Genomic DNA, 22,102 nt, shown 5'->3' with positions numbered 1-22,102 from the left:
AGCGAGTCGCCAAAGGCGTACTATCCGGAGCCCGGCCGTACTTAAGTGGATTTCCCCGGAAAAGCACGCGATGCTGTTTGTGTTCTGCGCGCGCCGGCATCCTTTGCAAATCCTCGCGACACCATCGCCGAGTTGGGAATCACCTAGCACCGTGGAAATTTCTGCGTCCAGTGTCCGACGCATCGCAACACCGCACATTCGATCTCGGTTAACCATGCTGCCGCTTCGATGCGGATCTGCGTCCATTTCAGCTTGTGACCAGCAGCATCGTAGGTTACTTATTGTCACCAACAAAGTTCGTAACCCACAAGCGCGAGTGCACCGAATGCCAAGGCTGCGAAAGAGCAGGGACGACCCGATAGCGAGGCGCTGCGGTAGCGGCTCCCGGATCGCAACGTCGAGATCTCAAGGCGAGGACCAACAAAAATGACAGGCGAGCATTCCATGGGCGGGCTACAACCGAACGCAAAGATGCCCGAGCGCGTCAGACGACGGCCAACTCCTGAGGACTGGTCGGACGACGAATTGATGACGCTTGCTGAAGCGAGCGCATTGTTTTGGCCAGATGGGCCGCTCACCACAACGAGCCTGCGCACCGCCGTCCGCGATCAGGTATTGGAGGTCGCGGAAATCGCGGGGAAGCTCTTGACCAACAAGCGAGCCATCGGCCGCATGTCGGAGTGCCGGCCCCGTCGCGAGAATGAGCCCGTCAGCCCAGGACAACAGAATAGTGTGCCACGGTCGGTCGCAGAAGTTCGCGCCAAACGCGCACTGGAGTTGGAAAGAACCAGGATGGCAGGCTCGGGCCAAACGCGTTCGAAATGAATATAAGCATCGACGAGCAGTGCGGCCGCTTCTAGCGTCACGCGGCCAATGCGCAACCCGTAAACTGTGCAGTATCGCGGTGCATTGCTTTTAGAGCCGATCTGACCGTGTCCAGAGAGAGTGGCAATCGCCGCTCCTTCCTCAACGTTCGCCAGAACTCGGTGACGTTGTCGACCCTCCCGCCGCGTTTCGCAATCTCATCCACCAGAAAGGCATGCCACTTGGCGAACTCGTCGCGTGACAGCGGCTCGGCGATGGCAAGGTCGAACGTTCCGTTCCGATATTCGGAATAGAGCCGCTGCAACCGCTGTGGGCTGAGCCGGAATAGTTTACCGGCTTGTTCCGAATTCAGCTTCCAGTCGCGCAGCATGCCCGCGATGACCGGAAAATGCGCCCGCAACAGCTCCCGTCGAAATGCGGTGACATCGTCCGCTGTTGACCACTTCGCCTTGGTGATGGCGGCAAGACATGCCTTGTCAGCGATCGATAGCGCCGGCTTCACCCGGCCTGCCTTGACGGTGAAGAGCGATGGGTCCGCGGGGCGAGTTTTCCGCTGCCTTGCGAGGAAGCCATTGATAGAAGCGAAAGGCAGCGGAAAGCCAAACCGCTTGCGCAATGCGCGACAGAATTCGTTGGGCGTCTGCGCGTCCGGTCGCTTGGGCCACTCGCGCCGGATGAGCGCGAGCCATTCCGCGTGCTCGCTTGCTGAGACCGGAGGCGCGATGGCCCAGTCGAATACACCGGCCCGATAATCGGAACGCAGTTCGGTCATCAGGCCAATCGGACACCGGAAGAGCTGTGCCGCTTCCGGCACGGTCAGCTTGCGTGCATCGATCATCTCGAACACGAATGGAAAGTGTTCCTTCAGAATCGCTCGGCGTTGCTCCGACCGGTTGTCCTTCGTCCACAGCACGGACGCAATCAGCGCGATCCGCTGTTCCTCGTCCGGAGCGCGATCCACCCGTGTCGGAGGAACATGTCTCGCGGGTACCGGCTTCCTCTCGATCGAGCGGACCACGGTACGGACGAAATCGAATGGAAGGCGAAGGCCGAACTTCTTGCGCAGTTCGATACAGAAGGCCCGATCGCCCTGACCCTCCGGCCGGTTAGGCATCTCCCTGATCACGATCTCGCGCCAGTGATCGCGATCCTGTTCACGGTCGGTGCCAATGGCCAGCTCAAACGTGCCAGCCTTGAATTCCCCGCGAAGCTCCGAGAGCTTCGTCCGCGAAACCGCAAAAAGCGATGCGGCATCAGATACGCGGAGCTTGCGGGCCTTGATCAGTGCGAAGACGAACCCCGCGTTTTTGCGCAACATGGCGCGGCGAAACGCGATGCGACGTTCGCCCTCGGGCCACTTCGTGAGAGCGATTTTGTCAAGACGAGTCCGCTCGTCGGACGAGCAATCGCGGAGCGCACCGGACACTCGGTGGTCGGGACGTCCGCGATGTTCTTCTCGATCGGCGCGCGCGAGGCGGTTTCTGAAACCGTTCTTCGCGAAGCCGAACAGCGCATCGGCCTCCTTCATGAGAAGGCGACCCTGCGCAACCAGCGCTTCGATGTCGCGGCCGTACGTCGCGAATAACGGCTCACGTTTGGCAAGACGTTCCTCCCGGTTCTTCGACCAGGTGACGCGGGACAACGCCGCGACCGAGGGAAAAAGCGCACAGGTTGGATCGGCAAACCGGTGCGCGGGAGGAGCATCTTCCCCGATCCTTGCGGATCGATTCCGCAGGTACCGGCGTAACCTGGTAAAGCTTTCCCGCCTCATGCCGAACAGACGCGCGAGCTGGCGAACGGGAAGTTTGCCCGAATCCACGAGTTCGTTGATCTCCGCTTGGTGCTTCCTATAGGCCGCCTCTCTCGCAGCCGCCCGTTCGCGGCGGTTTTTGGGCCAGGTCATGGACGAAAGTTCCGCGATCAATGGGTGCGCCGCCGTCAGATCGCGCTTCGGCTTTCCCGGGAATGACCCTGCCGAGAGGCACGCGTCGTAGGTCGGCGGCAGGGCCGAAGCCGCGAACAATGCATCCCGCTTCACCAAGGCGATATTGCCGAATGGCCGGAGGCTGTCGCGAAAGGGATCGGTGCATTCGATCAGCCGCCGGAACGCTGGGAAGCTGACCGCCGACGTTTGGCCGCCGGCCATTCGACGCCGAAGGTAGGCTTCCACCACGTCTTCGCTGCCGTTCGGAGCGTCTTCTCCGGTAAGATTTTTCTCGAAGAATCTGCAGAGCATCTCCGATAGATTGTGGCCCACCCCGAACGTCTCGCCGGCGGTCCATAGGCTTGCGTCGAGAGTCTGTCTCTCGATCGGGCCGTCTGCGGTGGTGAGGAGCCGTGTCGATGCTGTAGCCGGACGCTTCCTCATCCAGTCACTCAAGATGAGGGCAAGCGCGGGCGTGATCGGCACTTCGAGTAGCTGGTCGCGGAAGGCCATCTTGATCAACCGCCGTTCGGGGTAGCAATTCTCGAAGGCGATCGCGCTAATCGTTGGGGATTTGAAGCCGGCGAGGGCGTGAAGGCCCATAACCAGTCGTTGACGGGCGGCGTACACCGGATCGAAGGAAAGGTGTCGTCGCAGCCAGAAGCCATCCTGCAAGAGGACGAAGACGTCGGCCACCGAAATATCGCGCCCGGCAAGGAGAAGAGGACAGCGCTCGGCTACGTCAGGCGGCATCGGCGACTACCATGAAGGGGCGCTCCGAGAATTTGCGGAGGTTGCAGAAAAGCAGATCGCGATCCTCGAACACCCGCGGCGTGCTCCACTCCTCGTTCAGATGGGTGTAGTAACGCTCGAGCGTATCGGGATGGGTCGAATAGGCGTAGGAAATGCTCATGCGATCCATGCCCGCATGGGTACAGATCGTCACACCGGCATGCTTGAGCATGTGGGGCGTCACGTTCTTCAGCCCGGCCAACTCGCGGACCTCGCGAAAGAGCGCCGCGATGCGATTCTTGGCCAGCTTCCTGCCGTCCGCGTCGTGAAGGACGTTCCGGTAGAGCACGTTCGACTCGCCGCGCGCGTTGCGGTCTTTCGCCTCCCAATCCGGAATAAGGAGATCGAGGGAACCAAGGAATTTCGATTGGCCGCGACGCTTGTTGGTCACTGTCGCCCATTGCCCCTGGCGAACGATGCGTCCGAGCGAAATGCTGATGTGTCCGATCTTTTCGTCCCAGTGCCACAGTAACTCGGGGAGATTGGCGTTCCGTGTGCCGGAGTAGAAATAAAGCCAAATGAACCGTTCGACGCATTCGTATCGCGCGGCCAATTCATGTCGGCCGATAAGTCTTCCGTCTTTGTCGAAAACTCGCCCCCGGCAGGCCCTCAGCAACCGAAGGACGTATGCGAACGGAATATACTTGTAGGCGGTACCGCGTACCTTGGGCCGATCAATCTTGATCGGAGAGAGCGAGTATTTGCGGCAGAACCAGTTAACGACGGTGATCATGATATCGACGTGAATGCGGGCCGTCATCGACGAGAGATATTCAATCTCCTCACCATCTGAGCTCTGCGTCTTGCTCTGAACGGTGGTGCAGTGGGCGCTGTACTGCCTGCCCGTGTTGATGCCAATCCTGTCCAGCGCGGCATCACCATTGAAGTCTTCGAAGGATTCAAGGATCGCGGCGGCGCGATTCCACGCATCGCGGTCGAGGGCATCCGGATTGTTGCCCGGGAAATGCTCGTCGAGATATTCGGCATAGACGCGTTTCATCGTTACGTCGCGGACGAGGACAGTCCCGAGGATCTCGCGCACCTTCGTCTCGACGAAGTCGCCGAGAGCGTAAAGCGCGCCAAGGTGGCTCTCCACATCCTGGTCGTCGGCGATTTCGATCTCGGTCGATACGCGCTGCGACCGATACTTGATGTAGACGAAACGCGGGCCCTTTCCGCCGCGCCGCCGGACCCACAGACGGGCGCCGGACGGGCGGCGCCCGCGCTTGCGCTTTCCACCCTTCCTGCCGCGTGCCTTTTCTTGGGCGTCGGCTACGTCCGCGAGCCTGCGCGCCCGATCGATCGGCACCCCGTCCATCACGAGGCGGCGGACCATCACTTCGAGCATGTCGACGGACGGTCCGGTGACCTTGCTCCAGCCGGAATACTCGGCCTCGTAGGGAAGCTTCATTTCCTCGCCGAAGGTGGCGATCATCCGCTCGCGCGCGAGCCGCCGAACCAGCGCGAGATCCTTCTCGGCAAGGCGCTTTTGACGTCCATCCCGTCGGGCCCCAGCGATGAGGTTGTCGGCAGCGCCGATCCAGGCAGGGCCTGCAAAAGGAGACAACCTTAAACTTTGAACGATGGCGCCGCTCACGTCGCTTGACCTCCGGACTAGGAAGTGATTCCGTCAGATTTGCACTAGTTTAATATGTTACTACCAGTCTAGTGATTATTCACTAGATTGCCAAGGAGACTCTTCGAATGACCGGTCGCGATCCGGATATCCGGTTAACGGAAAGTTTAAGGGCTGCGCGGCAGGACGGGCTGCCTTGGCATCATCTCGGTCGATTGCTGCAGGAGCGGTTCGAGGGCAGCCAGAATTGGGGCCGCCGGACTGAAGCCTGGGACACCGCAGGCGAAGCTGCCGGTTTGGCGCCCGTCGTGCTGAAGCGATTTTTGGTGCTGATGAACCGCCTGGACAAGGTTTCCCACGACGCTGGTGTGCCTGTCGCGGACCTGGTGTCGTCGTCGTACGGTGCGGTCGAACTGGCGCTACGGCTCTACGACCGCGACCCAAGGTCAGGCCTCGATGCGCTCGCTGACCTGCGCGAACGCCGAACGACCATAGAGGCGCTGCAGAAGAAATTGTCTCAGACCCCGGCGGGAGCGGCCGATCCGAGCGCCGTGTCCCGGTCGGTGTCGCTGCGGGAGCGCGGCATCTTGGTGCAGCGCTGCGAGGACGCGCTGGCGCAGTACGCTGGAAGGCTCTTTGGGGCGGGAAGCACAATCGTTCGCCGGCCGGTGCTTAGGCATTTTCGCCGCATCGGCTTCGAGATCCATTCCCGGGGTCGAATCCTCGGCGGTGCCGACCTCTATCTGGCAGAAGCGTCCGATGGTTCGAAGGATTCGTCGGAGGGACTCGCGCAGTCACTGCTGCTGGCCGGCTACCTGCCATCCTACTATCTCGTCTTCGCGCCTGGCGTGTCGGCGGCAACGGTCGCAGCCAGTGAACAGGCGCTAGACCTGCTCGACATGCCCAGAGTTGGAATCATCACGATCGATGAAACCGGCCATACGAAGAAGCTGCGGCCAGCGAAACCAAACGCGTCCTCTCGGCTGGCGTCCTATGAGGATATCAGGACGGCGTTCGCGATTCCGCACCGCTCCAGCCGAAGATAACGACACACCGCGAAGTGCCCCCATGCCACCGCCTGCGGCGGCGGGCGGCGTTCGTCTATGGTCATCCAGATGCGAACAGGAGATCCAGATGACTGCCGTATCAGCTGAATTGTGGCGAAATTGGACGAATCTGGCGAAGTTTGGGCAGCGGCTTTTGACTACCTAAATACCTCCAATAGACGGAAAGCTGGTACCCGAATTGGTATCGGAAATTGCCAGAATGAGAATGAATCGGACTGCGAAAGGAGGCTCAAATGGCCCCAAAAGGGGTCATTTTGGACGAAATTGAACGAGTTTTATGCATGTATAAGAGTACAGCGAAAACGTCCGACTGGACCTGCATTTTCGCAGAAAGTACAGCATTTTTAATATGATAGCTTGTTTGTTGGTGCCCCGGTGCCAAGTTTTGGTGCCTGAATTGGCCCCGAATTGTTCGCGCTCAGACGGAATGAATTGATGGTGGATTTCAGCGAACCCCGCCTTTTGTTGGAAGCAGTCGTGAGGGAGGAACCGCGCCCGACAGAGGGCAACTCTGCGGACCAACCCTCGTTGTTCGGTGACTAAAGGATTGCGCGCGCGGGCCTCTGCGTTGGCGTCTCGCGTTGCATGAGTGCCAGTAACACATCTGATGAGCCTGTTGAAAGCAGCAACGCATCCGATCACCACTGGATCTCTCTTTTGTGAGGCCACGCCAAGCGGCCGCGCTGGCAAATTCCACTTCGATTCACGTTCGCAACAGCCAACTCACACAGGCGGGATCACACCATGCGTCACTTCGCATCGGTTCCGTCTAGCTTCTCGTCGGGCATCGCATTGGAGGTTCCCAGAACTTCTAGGAGATGCTCCAGCTTGTGACCGAGTTCATCAAACGTAATAATGGTGACCGACTTCAGAGCGTTGCGAAAGAGTTCGAAGGATTTGAGCAGTGCAGCGCCTTCGGGAATTCGCCCCGCAATCACGAGGCCTTGAATCGCGTAGCTTTGGACGTCCCATGCGCCGGAGTTATCCTTGAGCGCGGGGATCGATTTTTGCAGATGATGGCGCTGGTCAAGTATCTGATTGACTGCGCCCGTGAGTTCGCGACTGGGTGCATGAAGATCGCCGCGATATGGCGTCTTCTCGATCAAGAGGGTATCGGGCGTCTTGATCTCGATTAGACCGAGGTTTCCGCTCGCCGCGGCTTTGATCACGAAGTCACTGATCTTATCGCCGGCTCCGCTGAATTTCCGTCCGCCGACCGAAATCTGTCCGCCGATCATCATAATCGGATGACCGAAAGCGAGACGCAACACGAACGGATTGTCGGTGAAAAAGGACTGCCATGCGCCTTCGTTGAGTTTCCTCGCAAGCATTTTTCTCAACCGCTCCGCGAGCTCTTCCAAGGTGACTATTTCGATCTCGCGGCTTAGCTTCAGAAGGGATTCGGGCTGGGTTCGTTGTATTGTGCGGGCGGCGGATACTGTTGCCTCAAACACGATCTTCTGATCAGATTTCGACAACGCGGTCCCTCGGACAACGCTTGCTCCAACGGCTTCCCGGATCGCATCTCTGCGGTAGGTCCGGTTTTTCACAGGAAACTTCGTTGAATCGATCGTCGAGAGCAGAGAGTTGTGTGTGACCATCCACTTCTCGTCAGTGGCCACGTTCAATGCTTTGTTGTGGATGCGGTTTATAGCCTTCCTCAGATCGTCGAATTGTCGCGCCGATACGACATAACTTCCGCCTTTGACGGTCGGCAAGTTGGTGCTGCGGCCCCGCCGAAGGCAAAGATCGACTACGCCCGAAATCTCTTCCACAGTCTTCGCGATGTGACGGATATCGAAATTAAGGCCGAGTCCGAAAAACGGGTCTTTTACGAAGCCAGATGGAAGTCTCTGAAAGAGCTCGCGGAGTTCATCTTCTTCCAGCGCAGCGCCGGCCAAGCCGAATTGGTCGAAGGTGATGGTGCGCAGGGTGTCGTATTTTGGCTCTAGGAACGATGGACTCGTAGCCGTCGTATTCAGTGGATACGTCACTACGACATCGGTTCGTTCGTCGGCTTCGACAAGGAGCCGCGATTTGACGGGGATGACGGATGGTCTGCCGCGGCTGGCGATCTCGATCGCCTGACGCGCTGGGCGATAGTGGAGCGTCCAACGTCCGGGTTTCGGGCGGCCGAGCTTTAACTCGGCCCCGTCTTCGGCCGTGGCCACAAATCCGGTACGGAAACGGTTAGGAGGCAGGCTAGTAGTCCTCTGTTAGAGAGCAGGAAGGGACCGATGCGCCTGCGCCGTAGATGGTCGTGAGATTTCATTTTCATCCGACCGACATGCTTTTCGGTTTGTCTGCAGGATGTGGCAACATGTTTGTGGACCCAGCCGCCGCCTATTTGCCCCTTGATTTAAGAAGCCGCACTCCCTCGCCGCGTCCCGCAACTGGTTTCGTGAATTCGACTCCGAATTTTTTCTCGAGCGCTATCGCTAATTTCTTCAGCACCGCCACCCGCCGGTAGTCCATCTGCTCGGAACTGTCGTTTTCCACGGTGATGACGGCTTTGCGGCTGACCGTCGCACTTTTCGCGAGCGTCGCCTGGTCGATGCCGACCAAACCGCGGGCGGCGCGTATCAATGCCGGTGTCGGCCATATCTGATTAGCCGGAATCTCGGTGATCATTCTTTATCCCAGTCCCGGGAACGACCATTAGATGCCGCAGCCGATATGGCCGACGACTCACTGTCGTGAGATTACAGCAGCCGCCGCTGCCGATGAAGGTGTTCGTTGTGCGACAACAGAGGCGATCCGCAAGACCGGCGACCGAATTGAGCATGACGCTGCGGCTAAATCCAAAGATGTTTTGGCCATGCAGTAGACAGAATATCAGTGACGACTTGCGATCGCCGCTTGGTGTGTGCGCCGTCGGTTAGTCGCACCGGACAGGTCGAACGAGTCCTTCTGATCCAGAAATCACCCGCGCGAAGCCGAACCGCGAGCGGAAATTGTCCGTCTGTGCGCACCGCATGGGTAAGGACCGCTGCCCGAAGTCCAATTCAGGCTGCCGGCCTCAACCGTTCTCAGCCGTAGCGGCAGTTCCTCCTATATGGTGTTCTCTCGCTTTTCGTATGCGGCTTCGCGAGTGAGAGCTTCGCCCGCGGCGAGACGGTCTCTTTACGAACTTGACGAACTTATCGAGTTTTGCCATATTGCCTTCTGGTAGGAGATAGTGACATGGCATCTTCAAAATCGAAGGCTGGCATGCGGAGCAGTTCGGGTCGGCAGGGACGAGCCGCATCGAAATCCACCCTGAAAACGGCCTTTTTCCTTGCCGAAGGCACAAGCCTGCCGAAGGGGGCCCCCGGCCTCAAGCTCCGGGTCCCGCGCAAGGCCTATCAGGTGCTCGTGAGCAAACCGGATCGCGTGAAGGCCGTGCTACAGCAATATGGCAACGCGGTCACAAGAAGCCGGGCCGCCGGGTACACCGTTAGCTTTCGCGTCGATGTGGATCCCGCGGGTGCCACGACTATGACCCCTGTTGAGGAAGTTAGGCCTGCACCGAAACATCTGCCCGAGGAAATTGTAGCGCCGAATGCGGACCTGCAGGTTGCGCTCGCGGCCGCCCGCGAGCGCGGCCGGCTGCGAGCCGCTGAGATCCTCAGTAGTGACGATATGCTGAGCGCCGAAGACTTCGCTAAACTGCTTGGGACGACGCGTGTGACGGTGAATACCAAGCGGCAGAGCGGTCAGATTCTAGGGCTGGACGGGGCGAAGCGAGGGTTTCGTTTCCCGACGTGGCAGCTCAATACCGAGGGGAAGCCCTTCGCTGAACTTGCAGTCTTGCACGATCTTCTCGGCGGAGCCTGGGCGGTCTATCGCTTTCTGGTCCAGCCGCACGGTGAGCTCGATGGATTGACGGGACGACAAGCATTAGAGCAGGGAAAGCCAAAGATGGTTTTGGCGGCTGCCGAAAGTGTCGGCCGAGATTTCCACTAGATGGTGAAGGTTCTCCCTCCGAAAGATTTTGCACGTGCAAAGCTTCAGATTCACCGCGTAGCGGCCGGACTTCGGTTCGGCCGTATCTATATGGACCGCTATCCCGACCCTCTCGGTTTTGGCAAAACGCCAAGCCGGTTCAGCGATTCTCGACGGCGCGCTACAGCACACCGTTTTGGTTTGCTATATCTCGGTGAAACCCTAAAGGTCTGCTTTTTGGAAGCGGTGCTTCGCGATCAGCGCGATGGCGTCATCGGTGATCTACCGATCGAGGAGAAGGAATTATTCGTTCGGCGCTTTGCGGTGATCGAAACGACAGCGACGCTCAAGATGGTCGATCTTCGCGATGATCGGGCCGTCGTCATGGGCGTTCCGACCGATGTGGCAAAGGCGAGCAACCAAAGCCTCGCGCGGAAGTGGTCCGTAGCGTTCCACGATCATCCGGAGAAGCCGGACGGCATTGTCTACCCGTCCCGGCTTAACGGACACACCAATCTCGCTGTATTCGACCATGCCATCGTAAAGCTGAGGGCGGGACGCGTGACGACACTTATAGGAACGCCAGGATTGGCCACCGTATTAAACGATCTGCAAGTTAGCATTATTGATTCGGATCCATGACGGCGATGTGGTCACGATCGGCGATCGTAGACAATTGCACAATTAAGCAGCCGTCTGCTTTCAATTAGGAGGCCGGCCTTTGCCGGAGCGGGCGATGTATCTTAAGAGCTTGACGCTGAGTAATTTCCGGTCGTTTGCGGAATCTGAAATTCCGCTGAGCAAAGATCTCACAATCCTTGTTGGCGAGAACAACGGCGGTAAGAGCAACGCTATCGATGCCATACGGCTGTTGACCACGCCGCTCGGCGGCCGACGTGAACTGTATTGTGAGACGACCGATATTCGTTTCGGTAGTACGAAGCGCATGTTCGAACTCATCGGTTGCTTTGAGGAGCTTAGCCCAGCACAGCAGGGACGCATGATCTCGGCGGCCACGGATCACGCCATCACAGGCTGCGTTTTCGGCCTGCGATATGACGAGAGCACAGGACGTTTCCCGGTTCGCCCGCTGCTATGGAGTGGCCTTCAGAAAGGCACACCGGAGGCCGGTTGCCACGAGATGGTGCGGCATGTCTATCTGCCACCGCTGCGTGATGCGAAAAGGGCGCTCGCGTCGGGCAATCCGACGCGAATCTATGCGCTATTGAATCATTTTCTCGACGGCGGTGACCCCGAGGTTCTGGCGAAAGCCCTGAGGCGCGGTGTTGACGCGGAAATCCTCGGGAAGGTTGGCGGGGCGGTGGAGGTTGGTCTCAGCGCGCTCACCTCCGGCGTCCGTCGACAATCGGCGGCACTGGGCTTTGCGAATGATGAGAAGCTGATCGATATTGCCCGCGATCTGCGGTTCAAGCTTGCCGACCATGGCATTGAGCCCGAGGATCTTCGGTATTCCGGCCATGGCTACGCCAATCTGCTCTACATGGCGACGATCGCAGTCGAACTGGAGAAAGTAAACGATGCCGACCTGACGTTGTTCTTGGTGGAGGAGCCGGAGGCGCACCTGCATCCTCAGCTTCAGGCGGCGGTACTCAGCTTTCTCGATGAGCAGGCTGAAAAATCGCGTAAACCGAAGCTCGGTCATCACGGGCCGGCCGGCGAATTGCAGATTATTGTGGCGACTCATTCTCCAAATCTCTCGGCATGGGTAGAGAGCAGAAAGTTGGTATTCTTTCGTTCATTTCTCCCGAAGCCGCCTGAGCCGGCTGACGACCCGGTGGTTGATCAGGAGACGCTCACGTCGGAGCCCCGGCTGCGCCGGGAAACCCGCTGCATTCCACTGGCCGAACTGGCACTTGATCCCGTTGAACGTCGCAAGGTGGACCGCTACCTTGACGTGACAAAATCAGCCTTCTTGTTTGGTGGGCGCATCCTCCTGGTCGAGGGTATTGCCGAGGCGCTGTTGCTGCCCGTGATTGCCAAGAAGATCGTGCTAAAGGACGATCCAGAAAAGTTGCGGCTGTTTCGCTCGGCGGTTTTTGTGCCGATCGATGGCGTTGACTTTGAACCCTATGCGAAGCTTCTGATGACTCCGCTTGATGAAGTTCGCATTGCAGACCGGCTTGTCGTAGTTACCGATGGCGACGGCGGCGATCTGGAAGTCGGGCAGGAGCCGCCTGGGGTGCTGCGGAAACGAAATCTCGATGCCATCGCCACTCGACTGGGCGCGGATGGATTGCTTGAGGTAATCATCAACGATTATTCGCTCGAAACTGAACTTGTAAGAGCAGGTAATGCGGCGCTTCTGAAAAACGTCTATCTCAAGCTTCATTCCCGCTCCGGCGACAAGTGGGATACCGCGATTGCCCTAAGCGGTGATGCCCAAGCGCTCGCCGTTCAGAAGCTGTTCGAGACAACGCGCAAGGGTGATTTTGCCCAGCTTCTGGCTGAAGAGATCAACAAGGGCGAAGCATTCGCTGTTCCCGGATATCTCAAGCGTGCGATCGATGTGCTGGTTGCATGACACCGAAGCTGTTCAGACCTACGGATGAGCAGACGCGGATCATTCACCACGATGGCTCTGCATTTATCTCCGCATGTCCAGGGGCGGGCAAGACGCGTGTTTTGGTCGAGCGAGCGCGTTTTCTCTCGGCTGACCAAGCGGCGGGACGCGGCGTCGCGTTTCTTTCGTTCACGATCGCAGCGGTCTCCGAACTTGAGGATCGGCTACGCCATGAAGGACTTCTTGAAACTCCGGTTTTTCCTCATTTCATCGGGACATTTGACGCTTTTCTCTGGCAATTCCTGATCTCGCCTTTCGGTGTGCCTGGTTGCGTGGTACGGCCTCGGTTGATCCCAGACAAAGATCAGCGGTCCATCCAGCCTTTTGCTGTCGCGCGGGCGTTGCCGCTGGAATGCTTCGACAGATCGACCGGCAACGCCATACCGGAGTTGCTCGCGCGTCACGGATTCAAGGGTCAGATCAAGGCGCACGAGACGGCAGCCCGCAATACCCGCACCCGTTTCCTGGAGCGAGGTGAGATCGATTTCACCGACGCTCGCGATATCGCACTGGCGCGGCTGCGCGACCCAGCTTCATCTGCCGTTCTTGCTCGTGCCTTGGGAGCGCGATTTCGAGAACTGGTCGTGGACGAGGCTCAAGACTGCAATCCGCTCGATCTTGGAATTATCTCCTGGTTCAAGGACGCAAAAATTCCGGTGAAAGTCATCTGCGATCCTCATCAGGCGATATACGGTTTTCGTGGTGGCGTAACGATTGAACTCGAGGTCTTTGCCCAGACTTTTCAGGACGATGAACGACTGCCGATGACCGGAAACTTTCGGTCAAGCCGCCACATTGCCAAGGCAATCGTCGCACTTCGGGCGCCCAATGCACGGTCCGTTGTCGACCATGCTCTCGGCAAACATCGCGATGATCCAACGCCGGTCTATGTCCTGTCCTATCGGGGTAACAGTGTGCCAGCGAGCGTCGGGATCAAATTCCGAGAACTGACGGAAGCGCTACAACTCGATCCAGGCCAGTGCCCGGTCTTAGCGGCGACGAGGCGAAGCGGGGCAAATGCGCTCGGCCATCCGGTTGATAACGGTGTCAAGGATCTCAGTTACCGATTGGCTGTTGCGATTAGCGACTACCATTTCTCATTTGAATTGGGCGGCAGAAAAGAAGGGCTCGAGGCGGTACACAGGATTATGCTGGAGCTTGAGGGCCATACCGCTGACAAGACCTATCATCAGCATATTGCTGACGCCGAACTTGAGCCTGGTGACTGGCGTGCTCGCGTTCTCGAACTTGTTGAGGAGCTTCGCTTCGACCCTGCACGCTTTGCCACTGTTGATGCATGGCATGATCACGCGCGTGTCTTGCTCGCTCCCTTGCTGCCGGTTGGTGGACAGTCGATCAATCAGCGGCTTCGCCGTAATGTGGATTTGCCAAAGGCGCTATCCACCGCCCCACCAAACGGGCATAGCGCGCGCACGATACACAGCGTGAAAGGCGTGGAGTTTCCTGCGGTGTGCGTGGTGATGTCATCGCGGACAGCCAAGGGGATTCTTGACTTTCTAAGCGCCAGTAACCCCACCACCGATAACGAGGAAGCGCGGAAGATCTATGTTGGCGCCTCGCGCGCACAGCGCCTGTTGACGATTGCGGTTCCAAGATCGCAGGCGTCGCGGCTGGTGACGCTGCTGCAGTCGATGAAAGGCGACGTATCTCTGATAGAACTGTGATGATCCGTCTTGAAGGTAGTCAAAGATTGGCTCGGAAGACGACACTTCATCGCACGTGTATTGGACCAAAAAGGAAGGGCCTGCGATCGCAATGGGACAGCTTGACGAAATCGTAATCGCGGCAATGACGCGCGCCATGCAAAAGGCTGAGCCTTTGCTTGCGGAAGCGCTCTCGCAGTATGGCGTCACATCTCCGGATCAACTGCTTCCCGGCGTCGCAGGAAAAGTCTTTCAGGACGTAATGCTTCGAGTCGCGGCGGAGAACTTCCCAAATGCTCAACTGGACGCTTTGAAGCATGGTTTGGCAGCATTTCAGCATCCTCTGTTTGAGACGGCTCTTCTACGGCTGAAAGCGCAATCGCTGTCGACCTCTGACGCATTCGCAATGGCCACAGGACGCGATGCTGCGATCGTGCTGGCGGGGCTAGGCCTTCGAGTTGCTCCGTTCGACCGCAAGACGCCGCGCATTCTTGCTGAACCAGATAACGATATCGATAAGGTGGGCGAGACCTTTGCAAAGTGGAAGTCAGCTTACGTCGGATATTCGCCCTGTGACACCCCATTCTACATGCTGTTGACGGATTGCGTGCGGACCATGCGCACGCAAATTGCAGATCGGCCAGAACTGAGAGAATTAAAAGATCTCGTGACGCGCACTGGCCTCGCATTGCCGTCAGGCCCATTCCCGGCCTTCAAACATGGAATCATTTTGATTCCCCGCGAGTCGGGCGACAGCGTCTCCACGATCTTTTTGAATAATCCAAATCCAAATGATGGATCTGTGGGATTGTACGCCGGCTGGTCAATCAACGGTAGCCGTGAAGGTGCTCCGAATAACGGCTTTTTGCCAGTGCCCCTACAATTTCTTGATGCAGCGATCAAGGAGCCGGAAATTGCCCTGTGGATCTGGAGGCCAACCGGCCCGCGCGTAGTGCTTAATTAACTTGGCAATATCGATTGTACTTTGTGCAGGAGTGGGAGGGGTATTTGGTCGACGTAATTTATGCTTTGCTAGGGGCGGCTGGACCAACTGAGCGTCACGTCGTCGTCATTGCTCATCGTATGGGACCGCCAAGCCTTGAGAAGGGTTATTTTTACGATTCCGCTGACCGCGATCATGGCGGTAGCGGTCCATTCGACTGGCGGCTAGACGACGCGGTCGCCCGTGCCAAACGGTTCGCTGCGGATATTGGGCTTACCCAAGTCGTGGTGCGTGCGAAGGGAGGTTGATCGGTCCTCATCGGAGGCGTTCCTTGAAGAGTGGTGAGTATCGGTCCGCCGCAATGGTCCTGAGCGGTTGCGCAGAAGTTATTCCGCAATGGTCTTGGCCTCGATCATCAGCACATCCAGACTTTCGATCTCCTGCATGGCGCGGCCGGCGATGCCCTGGAGGTCGCCGTAGAGGCCTGCGGTGGAATCCAGTACGCCCTTGAGCTGTTCCTCGCGCTTGGCCCACATCCGCATCATGGTCTTGCGCTCGCGGTCTAGATCGTCGCGCATGTCGGTAAATCTCTCGACGATGGCATCGATGCGGTGCCGGAACTGCGGACCGGTCAGGTACTTGTAGACCAGCTCCATCTTGGTCTGCTGACCTTCCTGGGCCTGACGGCTGCTGGCAAGATTGATCAGGGATTCCCGCAGCGCGATGGCCAGCGGGATTGCAAAGCGCGGCTCCGCCACCCAGACGTTGTCAACAAAGTCGAAGGTCTCGACGCCTTTCGGCAAGGCGCTTGAAACGATCAGTGCGATTTCAGCCTTGGCGGTACGCTGGTCGTCGCGCAACTTGGCGAGCCAGCCGTCGCTCCAGTTCTTGGTGCGCTTGGATTCCCAGAGAATGGCGCCGCAGGTCTGGCCCGCGGGGCCAAGCACGCGATGCAGGACATCGCCGCCGAACTCGCCCTTCGGCACCGGCTCGATCAGGTCGCGAGGGAAGCGGCCACGCAGAAGGGATTCGAGTTCAAGCTCGAGCGCTTCGCCTTGTAGCTGCTGCGAACCCTGGCTGGCCTTGCGCTGCAAATCCTCGATCTGGCGCTGCATGCCGGCGATCTGGGTTTCCTTTTCGGTGACCTTGGCCTTGAGCGCGTCTTCGGCTTCGAGCTTGGCCTTGTCGCGAACCGCGACAAGGTTCTCCTGCACCTTCTTTTCGACGGTGAGTTCGAGCTCCCGCTTGGCGTCTTCCAGTTCGCGCTCCTTGCGCAACATCCCAGCCTGGGCGGCCTGCGCCTCGACCAGCTTCGCATTGTTGGCGGTCAGGTTCTGCTGCAACTCGGCGAGTTGCTTATCACGCTGCTCGAGATCGTTGGCGAGCGCCACACGAGCCTTCTTGGCCTCGGCCTCGACGATGGAGGCGCGCTCGGCTTTCAATTTGGCGGCGACCTGTTCGTCAATTGCCTCCCGGGCTTTCGCAAGTTCATCTTGCGTCTTCTTGAGCGCGGCCTCGCGCTTGCCGAAGTCGGCTTCCTTGGCTGTAAGCTGCTGCTCGAACTGCCGACGGGTCTCGGCGATCAGCGGTGCGGCGAGGGATTCCGTCAGCTTGATTTCGGTGCGGCAGTTCGGGCAGACGATCTGAGGTTCGGTCACGGTGTGGGTCCTGTGAATGTTGGTGTCGAGTGTAGCGGGATTCGCGGGCTGGCCTAAGGCCGTGGCGTCGGTTGGTCTTGCTGCCGGGCGCCGCGGCAGGCGCGACATCGGCTGCAAATGACGAGAATTCGGTCTGTCATTCATGATCAGCGCCTTGTTTAGTTTCGGGCAGTGCGGAGATCGCGCTCCCGCAGGATGGCCTCAACCAGGCGCCGCAAACGCCGGACCGATCCACCACGCCAGTGAGCGGCGACGGCACTGCGCTCGGCGCCGTCGAGCGAAGTAACCCAGCGGCTATCGAGACCGCGCTCGCGGGTGAGATCGGCGATGACGGCCGGCAAGAGAGCATCGAGATCGCTGGCCGCCGGCTTCGGGAAGGTGATGACCCTGAACCTGTCGCGGATGGGTGATGGCAGCGGTTCGAGGCTGTTCGCGGTGGCGACGTAGCTGACCTGGCTGAGATCGAGCGTGACCTGCAGTGCGGGATCCGGGTAGCGGCAGCTGGTCTCCGGTTCGAGAAATCCAAGCAGGCAATCCCACAGCCGGCCATAGTCGGCACGGGTACTGGCCTTCTCGATCTCGTCGAGCAGCACCATCGGATTGGCGATCTTGCCCTGGGATACGGCGAGAAAGGGGTGGCACGGCTCGGCCGAATACCAGCGCTGGTCGGTCCCGCCGAACACCGCGCCGTCTGCGCGGGAGGCATCCTCGCGCCAGACATTGAGGCCCAGCACTTCGCCGAGACGCCGCGCGAAGCGCGACTTGCCGCCGCCGGGATCGCCGACGAGCAACAGTGGCCGCAAATGTACTGTCGCGCGGCCGACCAGATCGGCGAGCACGAAGTCGATCACCTCAGTGGCGTAGGGGAACTCGAACATCAGGGCATTGCGCGCCTGATGCAGCGGCGGCGCCATCACCAGAGGCAGGGCGGTGTTGATGACCGCCGTCATGGGACGCATGATCTCCTTGAGCTTGGCGTTCTTCATCTGCTCGTCGGAGAGACGGGCGACGACAAGATGATGCTCCGCTAGGACCGGAGCAGTGGATGCATCGGTGCGCGTTGTGTCTTTCGCTTCGTCGGCGTCCTGCCGGGCTTTTTCCCTGTTCCTCGCTTCCCGTTCCTCGATCTGTCGCCAGACCGCGCTCTCGGCTTCAGCTATACGGCGTTGAGCCATGAGGGCGCCCAGAATGCCCGCGGCATAGGCGGCTGACCCGGTTTCATCCAGCATGTGGCTGCAGCACGGCAACGCGGCCCAGCCAAAACAGAACTGCTCGAGTTCACGGCAAAGACGCCCGTCGTGATTGTTGCGCACGAACCCGTAAAACGTCATCAACAGGCTCTTGGCCACCCGACGGTGTTCGCCAAAAAACAGGCGGATATCATGCTGTACCGGCAGCGACAGCAGCCGGACACTGTCGGCCAGCGACCGCAGCTCCGGGCGGTCCTCGCTGACGGCTCGCTGATCCAGCTCGGCTGCGAGCAGTAGACCAAGATCGGTGCCGAGGTCTCTGTTGAAATCCCCCTCCCGGTTGATCAGCCATCCGGCATTGAGTCCGAGATTCGGGCAGAGCTGATCGATCTCCGCCGCCAGCCGCCGATCGACATGGTGGGAGGCGTTTGAGACCAGCATGGCGTAGCGCAAGAGCCGTGGCAGATTCCTGAACCGCTCATCAGCCTCCGAGGAATCCGCCGCGGCCCCTGTCGCGATGGCATCCCCGTCGATCACGGGCAGATCAAGATTGTTGATCTCGTCATCGGTAGTGTTGGCGCTCATGCCCGGTCCTCCGAGGTCTCATCATCGGGGGTGTCAGGCATTGTGATCTTCAGGGACGTCATGAGGCCGGCTTCAGTTTGGTTCGCGGGCGGACCGAGCCGGTAGTAGCGCGACAGAGTCCTGACCCACCGGCCCTTGGGATCCGCGAACCACAGCGGCGACGTCATGATCATGGGGCCCTTGATCAGGGGATGGCCGCTAACCTGGCCGATCAGCCGCAGGCCTTCCGGGCGGCGCAGCGGTGTCCAGTATTTAAGAAGAGGAGCGGTTCGCAGCCGCGCCGGCGAGACCGACCGGACCTGCTGAAGACGCGCGGCGTCATCGGCCAGCGCGCGCAGCCGCATCGTCAGGTCCGGGGTGGCGTGGATAGGATCAAGAAACGGGAACTGTTGTGTCAGCATGAAAGCACCAAAGGGAAGACTCAGATGATGGGGGTGAACGCGGCGTAATGGTCGGGACGGGCGGCCTCATGGACCAACCTCCACCACCAGTTCGCCGTTGAACTCCGAGTTCTCGAACCCATAGCCGTGCGGGTTGGCCAGCACGCGGGTTGGCCCAACGCGGTAGTCGCTGGAGTTATGGACGTGGCCGTGGACCCAGAGTGCAGGCTGGTAAGATTCGATGACGGTGGAGAAGTCAGAGACATAGGCCCCGGTCACGGGGTCGCTCTGGAAGCGGGGATTCACGGAATCCCAGTGCGGCGCATGATGGGTGACCACCACAGTCGGGCCGTCGAACGGCGTCGCCAGCGTCTCGGTGAGGAACGCTTTTGAGCGATGATGCAGCAGCGCCGCTTCCTGCGGCCGGAACCGCAGCCATGGCTGCTTCTGCCAGCCGATCAGGCGATGATCGTTCATGCCGTTGGCGCAGGCGTTCATCACCCCGGCCACATTGGCCGTGCCGAAGATGGCGTAGTCCGTCCACAGCGTTGCGCCAGCGACGCGAATGCCGTCGGTTGCAGCGCCATTGCCGATGACGATGCTGGTGTTCTCCAGCAGATGGATGTTGAACGACGGTGCGTGCTCTCTTGCCAGCGACAGTTCAATCGGCAGAAAGCGCCGATAGTACTCGTGGTTGCCCATCACCATGACGATGGGAATCACCATCGGCACGATGCGGCGCAGATGTTCGAATGCCTTGAGCACGCCTTCGCAGGTGTCGCCGGCCACGATGACCAGGTCGACACCCTCCTGAATCGTAATCGGCTTGATACGGGCGACATCGAGATGAAGGTCGGAGAAGGTCTGGATTTTCATGAGACGTCTCCAGCGTGGAACGCGGCGCGATGATCGTCCGTGTCGCGGTTTGCGGGCGCGTGGCGCGTCTTGAGTGCCTGGCCTTCTTTGGTCGCCTTCGCCTCCAGAGCGCGGCGCAGGTTGAGCTCAAGCCACGACACCGACAGCTTCCTGGCGAAGGGATGGTCGATCGGCACGCGGCGCAGGATATGCGACAGGACCAGTGCGGAGCCGGCATTGCCGCCAAGCGCGCTCGCCATCAAGAAGCTCATCGCCAGATCGACCTCCAGGGCGATCTCGGTGATGGGGAGGGTGCCGAGGGAGCGGAGGGCAATCCTGATGCAGGCAGCGGCATCCTCGTGCAAGCAGGCAAGCCACTGGCGTCCGGTAAAGGTGGCGATATTCTGCAGCGTCGCCCGCAACAGCAGATGCTGTGCGTCACTGAGTTGGTCGGCCGGCGTGGTGCGCCACCACTGTAGCGGTGAGACATCAAACGGCGACAGTGAGGATGCATCGCCGTCAAAATCTGCAAGCTTGTTCATCGGTGTGGGATGTACCGCGGTGGAAGGAACGGAAGTTTCAGGTGCGGCTGTAACAGTCTCGATCGTGGAGTCACGCATGACAAAACTCTCCTGTTCGCGCAGGCATGCCTGCGCACTGATCCTTTTGGGATAGGGATGACTTGAAGGTTTAGGGAGGAGCAGCCCCTGTTACGGAGCTCTCGCCTTGCCACGCGGGGCCGTGCAATGCCTCATCGGGCCACACCCCGCCTCGCCTACGGCGCGCCGGAACTACTCAAGCTGGGTCACGGAGAACTTGCCGAACTTCGGTCGCCAGTCGCCGAGCCCTTCGCGCAAGCCCGCAATCTCGAAAATCTCGATTACCTCGTTGGGATTGAGCAGGCTCGGCAAAAACTCGACATCAGCGATGACATGCCACTCGGGGAAACGCGGCCGCGTGCGCATGACCTTTGAATCATTGACGTTGACGGCAAACCGCAAACGAAACGCCTTGTCGTCCCACAGTGAGGGCAGATCATTCGGGCCCTCATACTGCAGCAGCGGCGAGATCGGGCAGGCGAAGCCGGCCTTTGCGTGCTTGCCCTTGCGGCGGGTCTTCGAAGCCGCAATGAAGGCGGCCTCGATGGCCTCGGACGGAACGCAAGGCTTGCCGTCGGACAGCCACAAACCGCCGTGCCATTCGACCTTGGCGATCTGCTCATGATCTGCCAGCGTTTTGTCGCGCTTCTTCGTCAGCCGTTCGAGGTCGATCTTGATCGGATCCAGCGGATCGGCGAGACGAGAACTGTGCATCAGAAGAGGCCGCTCGCCGCTGAGGCGGACGCGAAGGCGTTCGACAGACATTATAACGTCTCCTTGAACGTGGGGTCGAAGAGCGGGGAAGGGTTGTCCAGTGCGGAGCGAACATTCGCGAACGCAGGCATGCGCGGCGCATACCGAAGGCGCCGGAAATGATCCGTCACCACGCGATGGCAACTTCGGCAGAGCGTGGTCAGGTCGCCGGGCTGCTCGTTGCCGAGATTGGCGTAAGTCCGGTGATGGACTTCGAGCGCGCTGTCTTCACCGTCGCCATTGCACAGGCGGCAGCGAAAGCCTGCGGCCTCGAGTTCAGCCAGCCGCGCGGGGTTCGTCCGCCACGCGTTGCTCCCGATGTAAAGCCTGTAGTCCATTCAAGTATGCCCTTGCTTGTTTTCTAACTGTCCCTTTAAGGGACCGTAAGAAGTATTGCAAGCGAAGAGTCCCTCTGAGTGACACTCCTCAATTTTATAGTTAACCTTCCATAACGATTCGAACATCGGGGAAGCGAGTTGGCTACTGATAAGATTCCGACATCGCGCATGATACGCGCCGCGCGCGGCCTGCTTGGACTCGATCAGACAGAGTTTGCAGAAGCTCTTGGAGTCGCGCGCAAAACGATCATTCGCATCGAGGCCGATGATGCCGAGCCCACAAACCCGCGTAGACTTGCCATGCACAAAGCTATTCGTGAAAAGCTGGAGGATGAATTCAATATCCGCTTCGTCTTCGCGAGTAAGGCGAGCGGCGAGGGAGTGGTGATGAAGCGCGGCTCTTGATCAAGCCGAGCTTTCCTCGAACGCCGCAGAGCGAAAGAGCGAG

Annotated in this window: 18 protein-coding genes; 7 read left to right on the top strand and 11 right to left on the bottom strand. The window is 59.3% G+C overall.

Going from position 1 to position 22,102, the window contains the following annotated elements:
- Positions 1 to 862: 862 nt before the first annotated feature.
- Both AC1Q67_RS09085 and AC1Q67_RS09080 read right to left on the bottom strand, forming a co-directional pair.
- On the bottom strand, positions 863 to 3,502 hold the full coding sequence (locus tag AC1Q67_RS09085; RefSeq protein WP_492234373.1) for a hypothetical protein: 2,640 nt from the start codon (positions 3,500 to 3,502) through the stop codon (positions 863 to 865).
- Positions 3,492 to 5,138, bottom strand: coding sequence for a site-specific integrase (locus AC1Q67_RS09080; RefSeq protein ID WP_492234374.1), 1,647 nt, complete (start codon positions 5,136 to 5,138; stop codon positions 3,492 to 3,494). Before AC1Q67_RS09080 ends, AC1Q67_RS09085 begins: the two co-directional genes overlap by 11 nt.
- Before the next feature lie 107 nt (positions 5,139 to 5,245).
- On the opposite strand from AC1Q67_RS09080, the gene AC1Q67_RS09075 reads away from it, so the two are divergent.
- Positions 5,246 to 6,163 (top strand): hypothetical protein, encoded by a 918-nt coding sequence (locus tag AC1Q67_RS09075; protein ID WP_492234375.1) that lies wholly within the window; start codon positions 5,246 to 5,248, stop codon positions 6,161 to 6,163.
- A gap of 770 nt (positions 6,164 to 6,933) precedes the next feature.
- On the opposite strand, the gene AC1Q67_RS09070 is transcribed toward AC1Q67_RS09075, so the two are convergent.
- Together AC1Q67_RS09070 and AC1Q67_RS09065 are read right to left on the bottom strand one after the other, a co-directional pair.
- Positions 6,934 to 8,355 carry a Shedu immune nuclease family protein gene (locus tag AC1Q67_RS09070; RefSeq protein WP_492234376.1) on the bottom strand — a complete coding sequence of 474 codons (1,422 nt, stop codon included), beginning with the start codon at positions 8,353 to 8,355 and terminating at the stop codon, positions 6,934 to 6,936.
- 172 nt (positions 8,356 to 8,527) lie between these two features.
- On the bottom strand, positions 8,528 to 8,815 hold the full coding sequence (locus AC1Q67_RS09065; RefSeq protein ID WP_235097903.1) for a hypothetical protein: 288 nt from the start codon (positions 8,813 to 8,815) through the stop codon (positions 8,528 to 8,530).
- A 552-nt stretch (positions 8,816 to 9,367) separates the two neighbouring features.
- Between AC1Q67_RS09065 and AC1Q67_RS09060 the strand changes: the two genes are divergently transcribed.
- The 5 genes from AC1Q67_RS09060 to AC1Q67_RS09040 all read left to right on the top strand — a co-directional run bounded on the left by AC1Q67_RS09060 (position 9,368) and on the right by AC1Q67_RS09040 (position 15,317).
- Complete coding sequence (locus AC1Q67_RS09060) at positions 9,368 to 10,129, top strand: XRE family transcriptional regulator (protein ID WP_492234377.1); 762 nt, start codon at positions 9,368 to 9,370, stop codon at positions 10,127 to 10,129.
- Entirely contained in the window at positions 10,130 to 10,750 is a 621-nt protein-coding gene (locus tag AC1Q67_RS09055) for an RES family NAD+ phosphorylase (RefSeq protein WP_235097907.1), read from the top strand.
- 94 nt (positions 10,751 to 10,844) lie between these two features.
- On the top strand, positions 10,845 to 12,650 hold the full coding sequence (locus tag AC1Q67_RS09050) for an ATP-dependent nuclease (RefSeq protein WP_492234378.1): 1,806 nt from the start codon (positions 10,845 to 10,847) through the stop codon (positions 12,648 to 12,650).
- Positions 12,647 to 14,374: a UvrD-helicase domain-containing protein gene (locus tag AC1Q67_RS09045; protein WP_492234379.1), complete on the top strand. Its 1,728-nt coding sequence runs from the start codon at positions 12,647 to 12,649 to the stop codon at positions 14,372 to 14,374. Before AC1Q67_RS09050 ends, AC1Q67_RS09045 begins: the two co-directional genes overlap by 4 nt.
- Positions 14,375 to 14,465: 91 nt before the next feature.
- Positions 14,466 to 15,317 carry a hypothetical protein gene (locus AC1Q67_RS09040; RefSeq protein WP_492234380.1) on the top strand — a complete coding sequence of 284 codons (852 nt, stop codon included), beginning with the start codon at positions 14,466 to 14,468 and terminating at the stop codon, positions 15,315 to 15,317.
- 365 nt (positions 15,318 to 15,682) lie between these two features.
- Here the strand turns inward: AC1Q67_RS09040 and AC1Q67_RS09035 are convergent, their stop codons facing one another.
- The 7 genes from AC1Q67_RS09035 to AC1Q67_RS09005 all read right to left on the bottom strand — a co-directional run bounded on the left by AC1Q67_RS09035 (position 15,683) and on the right by AC1Q67_RS09005 (position 21,654).
- Positions 15,683 to 16,954: a DUF2130 domain-containing protein gene (locus AC1Q67_RS09035; RefSeq protein WP_492234381.1), complete on the bottom strand. Its 1,272-nt coding sequence runs from the start codon at positions 16,952 to 16,954 to the stop codon at positions 15,683 to 15,685.
- Between the two features lie 158 nt (positions 16,955 to 17,112).
- Entirely contained in the window at positions 17,113 to 18,681 is a 1,569-nt protein-coding gene (locus AC1Q67_RS09030) for an AAA family ATPase (RefSeq protein WP_492234382.1), read from the bottom strand.
- Between the two features lie 44 nt (positions 18,682 to 18,725).
- Positions 18,726 to 19,130, bottom strand: a complete 405-nt coding sequence (locus tag AC1Q67_RS09025) for a DUF6634 family protein (RefSeq protein WP_235097918.1) — start codon at positions 19,128 to 19,130, stop codon at positions 18,726 to 18,728.
- Between the two features lie 66 nt (positions 19,131 to 19,196).
- Positions 19,197 to 19,985: a metallophosphoesterase gene (locus AC1Q67_RS09020; protein ID WP_492234383.1), complete on the bottom strand. Its 789-nt coding sequence runs from the start codon at positions 19,983 to 19,985 to the stop codon at positions 19,197 to 19,199.
- Positions 19,982 to 20,584, bottom strand: a complete 603-nt coding sequence (locus AC1Q67_RS09015; RefSeq protein WP_492234384.1) for a hypothetical protein — start codon at positions 20,582 to 20,584, stop codon at positions 19,982 to 19,984. Before AC1Q67_RS09015 ends, AC1Q67_RS09020 begins: the two co-directional genes overlap by 4 nt.
- 171 nt (positions 20,585 to 20,755) lie before the next feature.
- Positions 20,756 to 21,328 carry a hypothetical protein gene (locus tag AC1Q67_RS09010; RefSeq protein ID WP_492234385.1) on the bottom strand — a complete coding sequence of 191 codons (573 nt, stop codon included), beginning with the start codon at positions 21,326 to 21,328 and terminating at the stop codon, positions 20,756 to 20,758.
- On the bottom strand, positions 21,328 to 21,654 hold the full coding sequence (locus AC1Q67_RS09005) for an HNH endonuclease signature motif containing protein (protein WP_492234386.1): 327 nt from the start codon (positions 21,652 to 21,654) through the stop codon (positions 21,328 to 21,330). The genes AC1Q67_RS09010 and AC1Q67_RS09005 overlap by 1 nt, the downstream gene beginning before the upstream one ends.
- Before the next feature lie 138 nt (positions 21,655 to 21,792).
- Here AC1Q67_RS09005 and AC1Q67_RS09000 point away from each other — a divergent pair, with 138 nt between their 5' ends.
- Entirely contained in the window at positions 21,793 to 22,059 is a 267-nt protein-coding gene (locus tag AC1Q67_RS09000) for a helix-turn-helix transcriptional regulator (RefSeq protein ID WP_492234387.1), read from the top strand.
- Positions 22,060 to 22,102: the final 43 nt, after the last annotated feature.

This window comes from Afipia sp. GW823-FHT06G09, assembly GCF_058794875.1.
The sequence above is the reverse complement of the archived record's forward strand: the minus strand, read 5'-3'. Positions and strand labels throughout refer to the sequence as shown.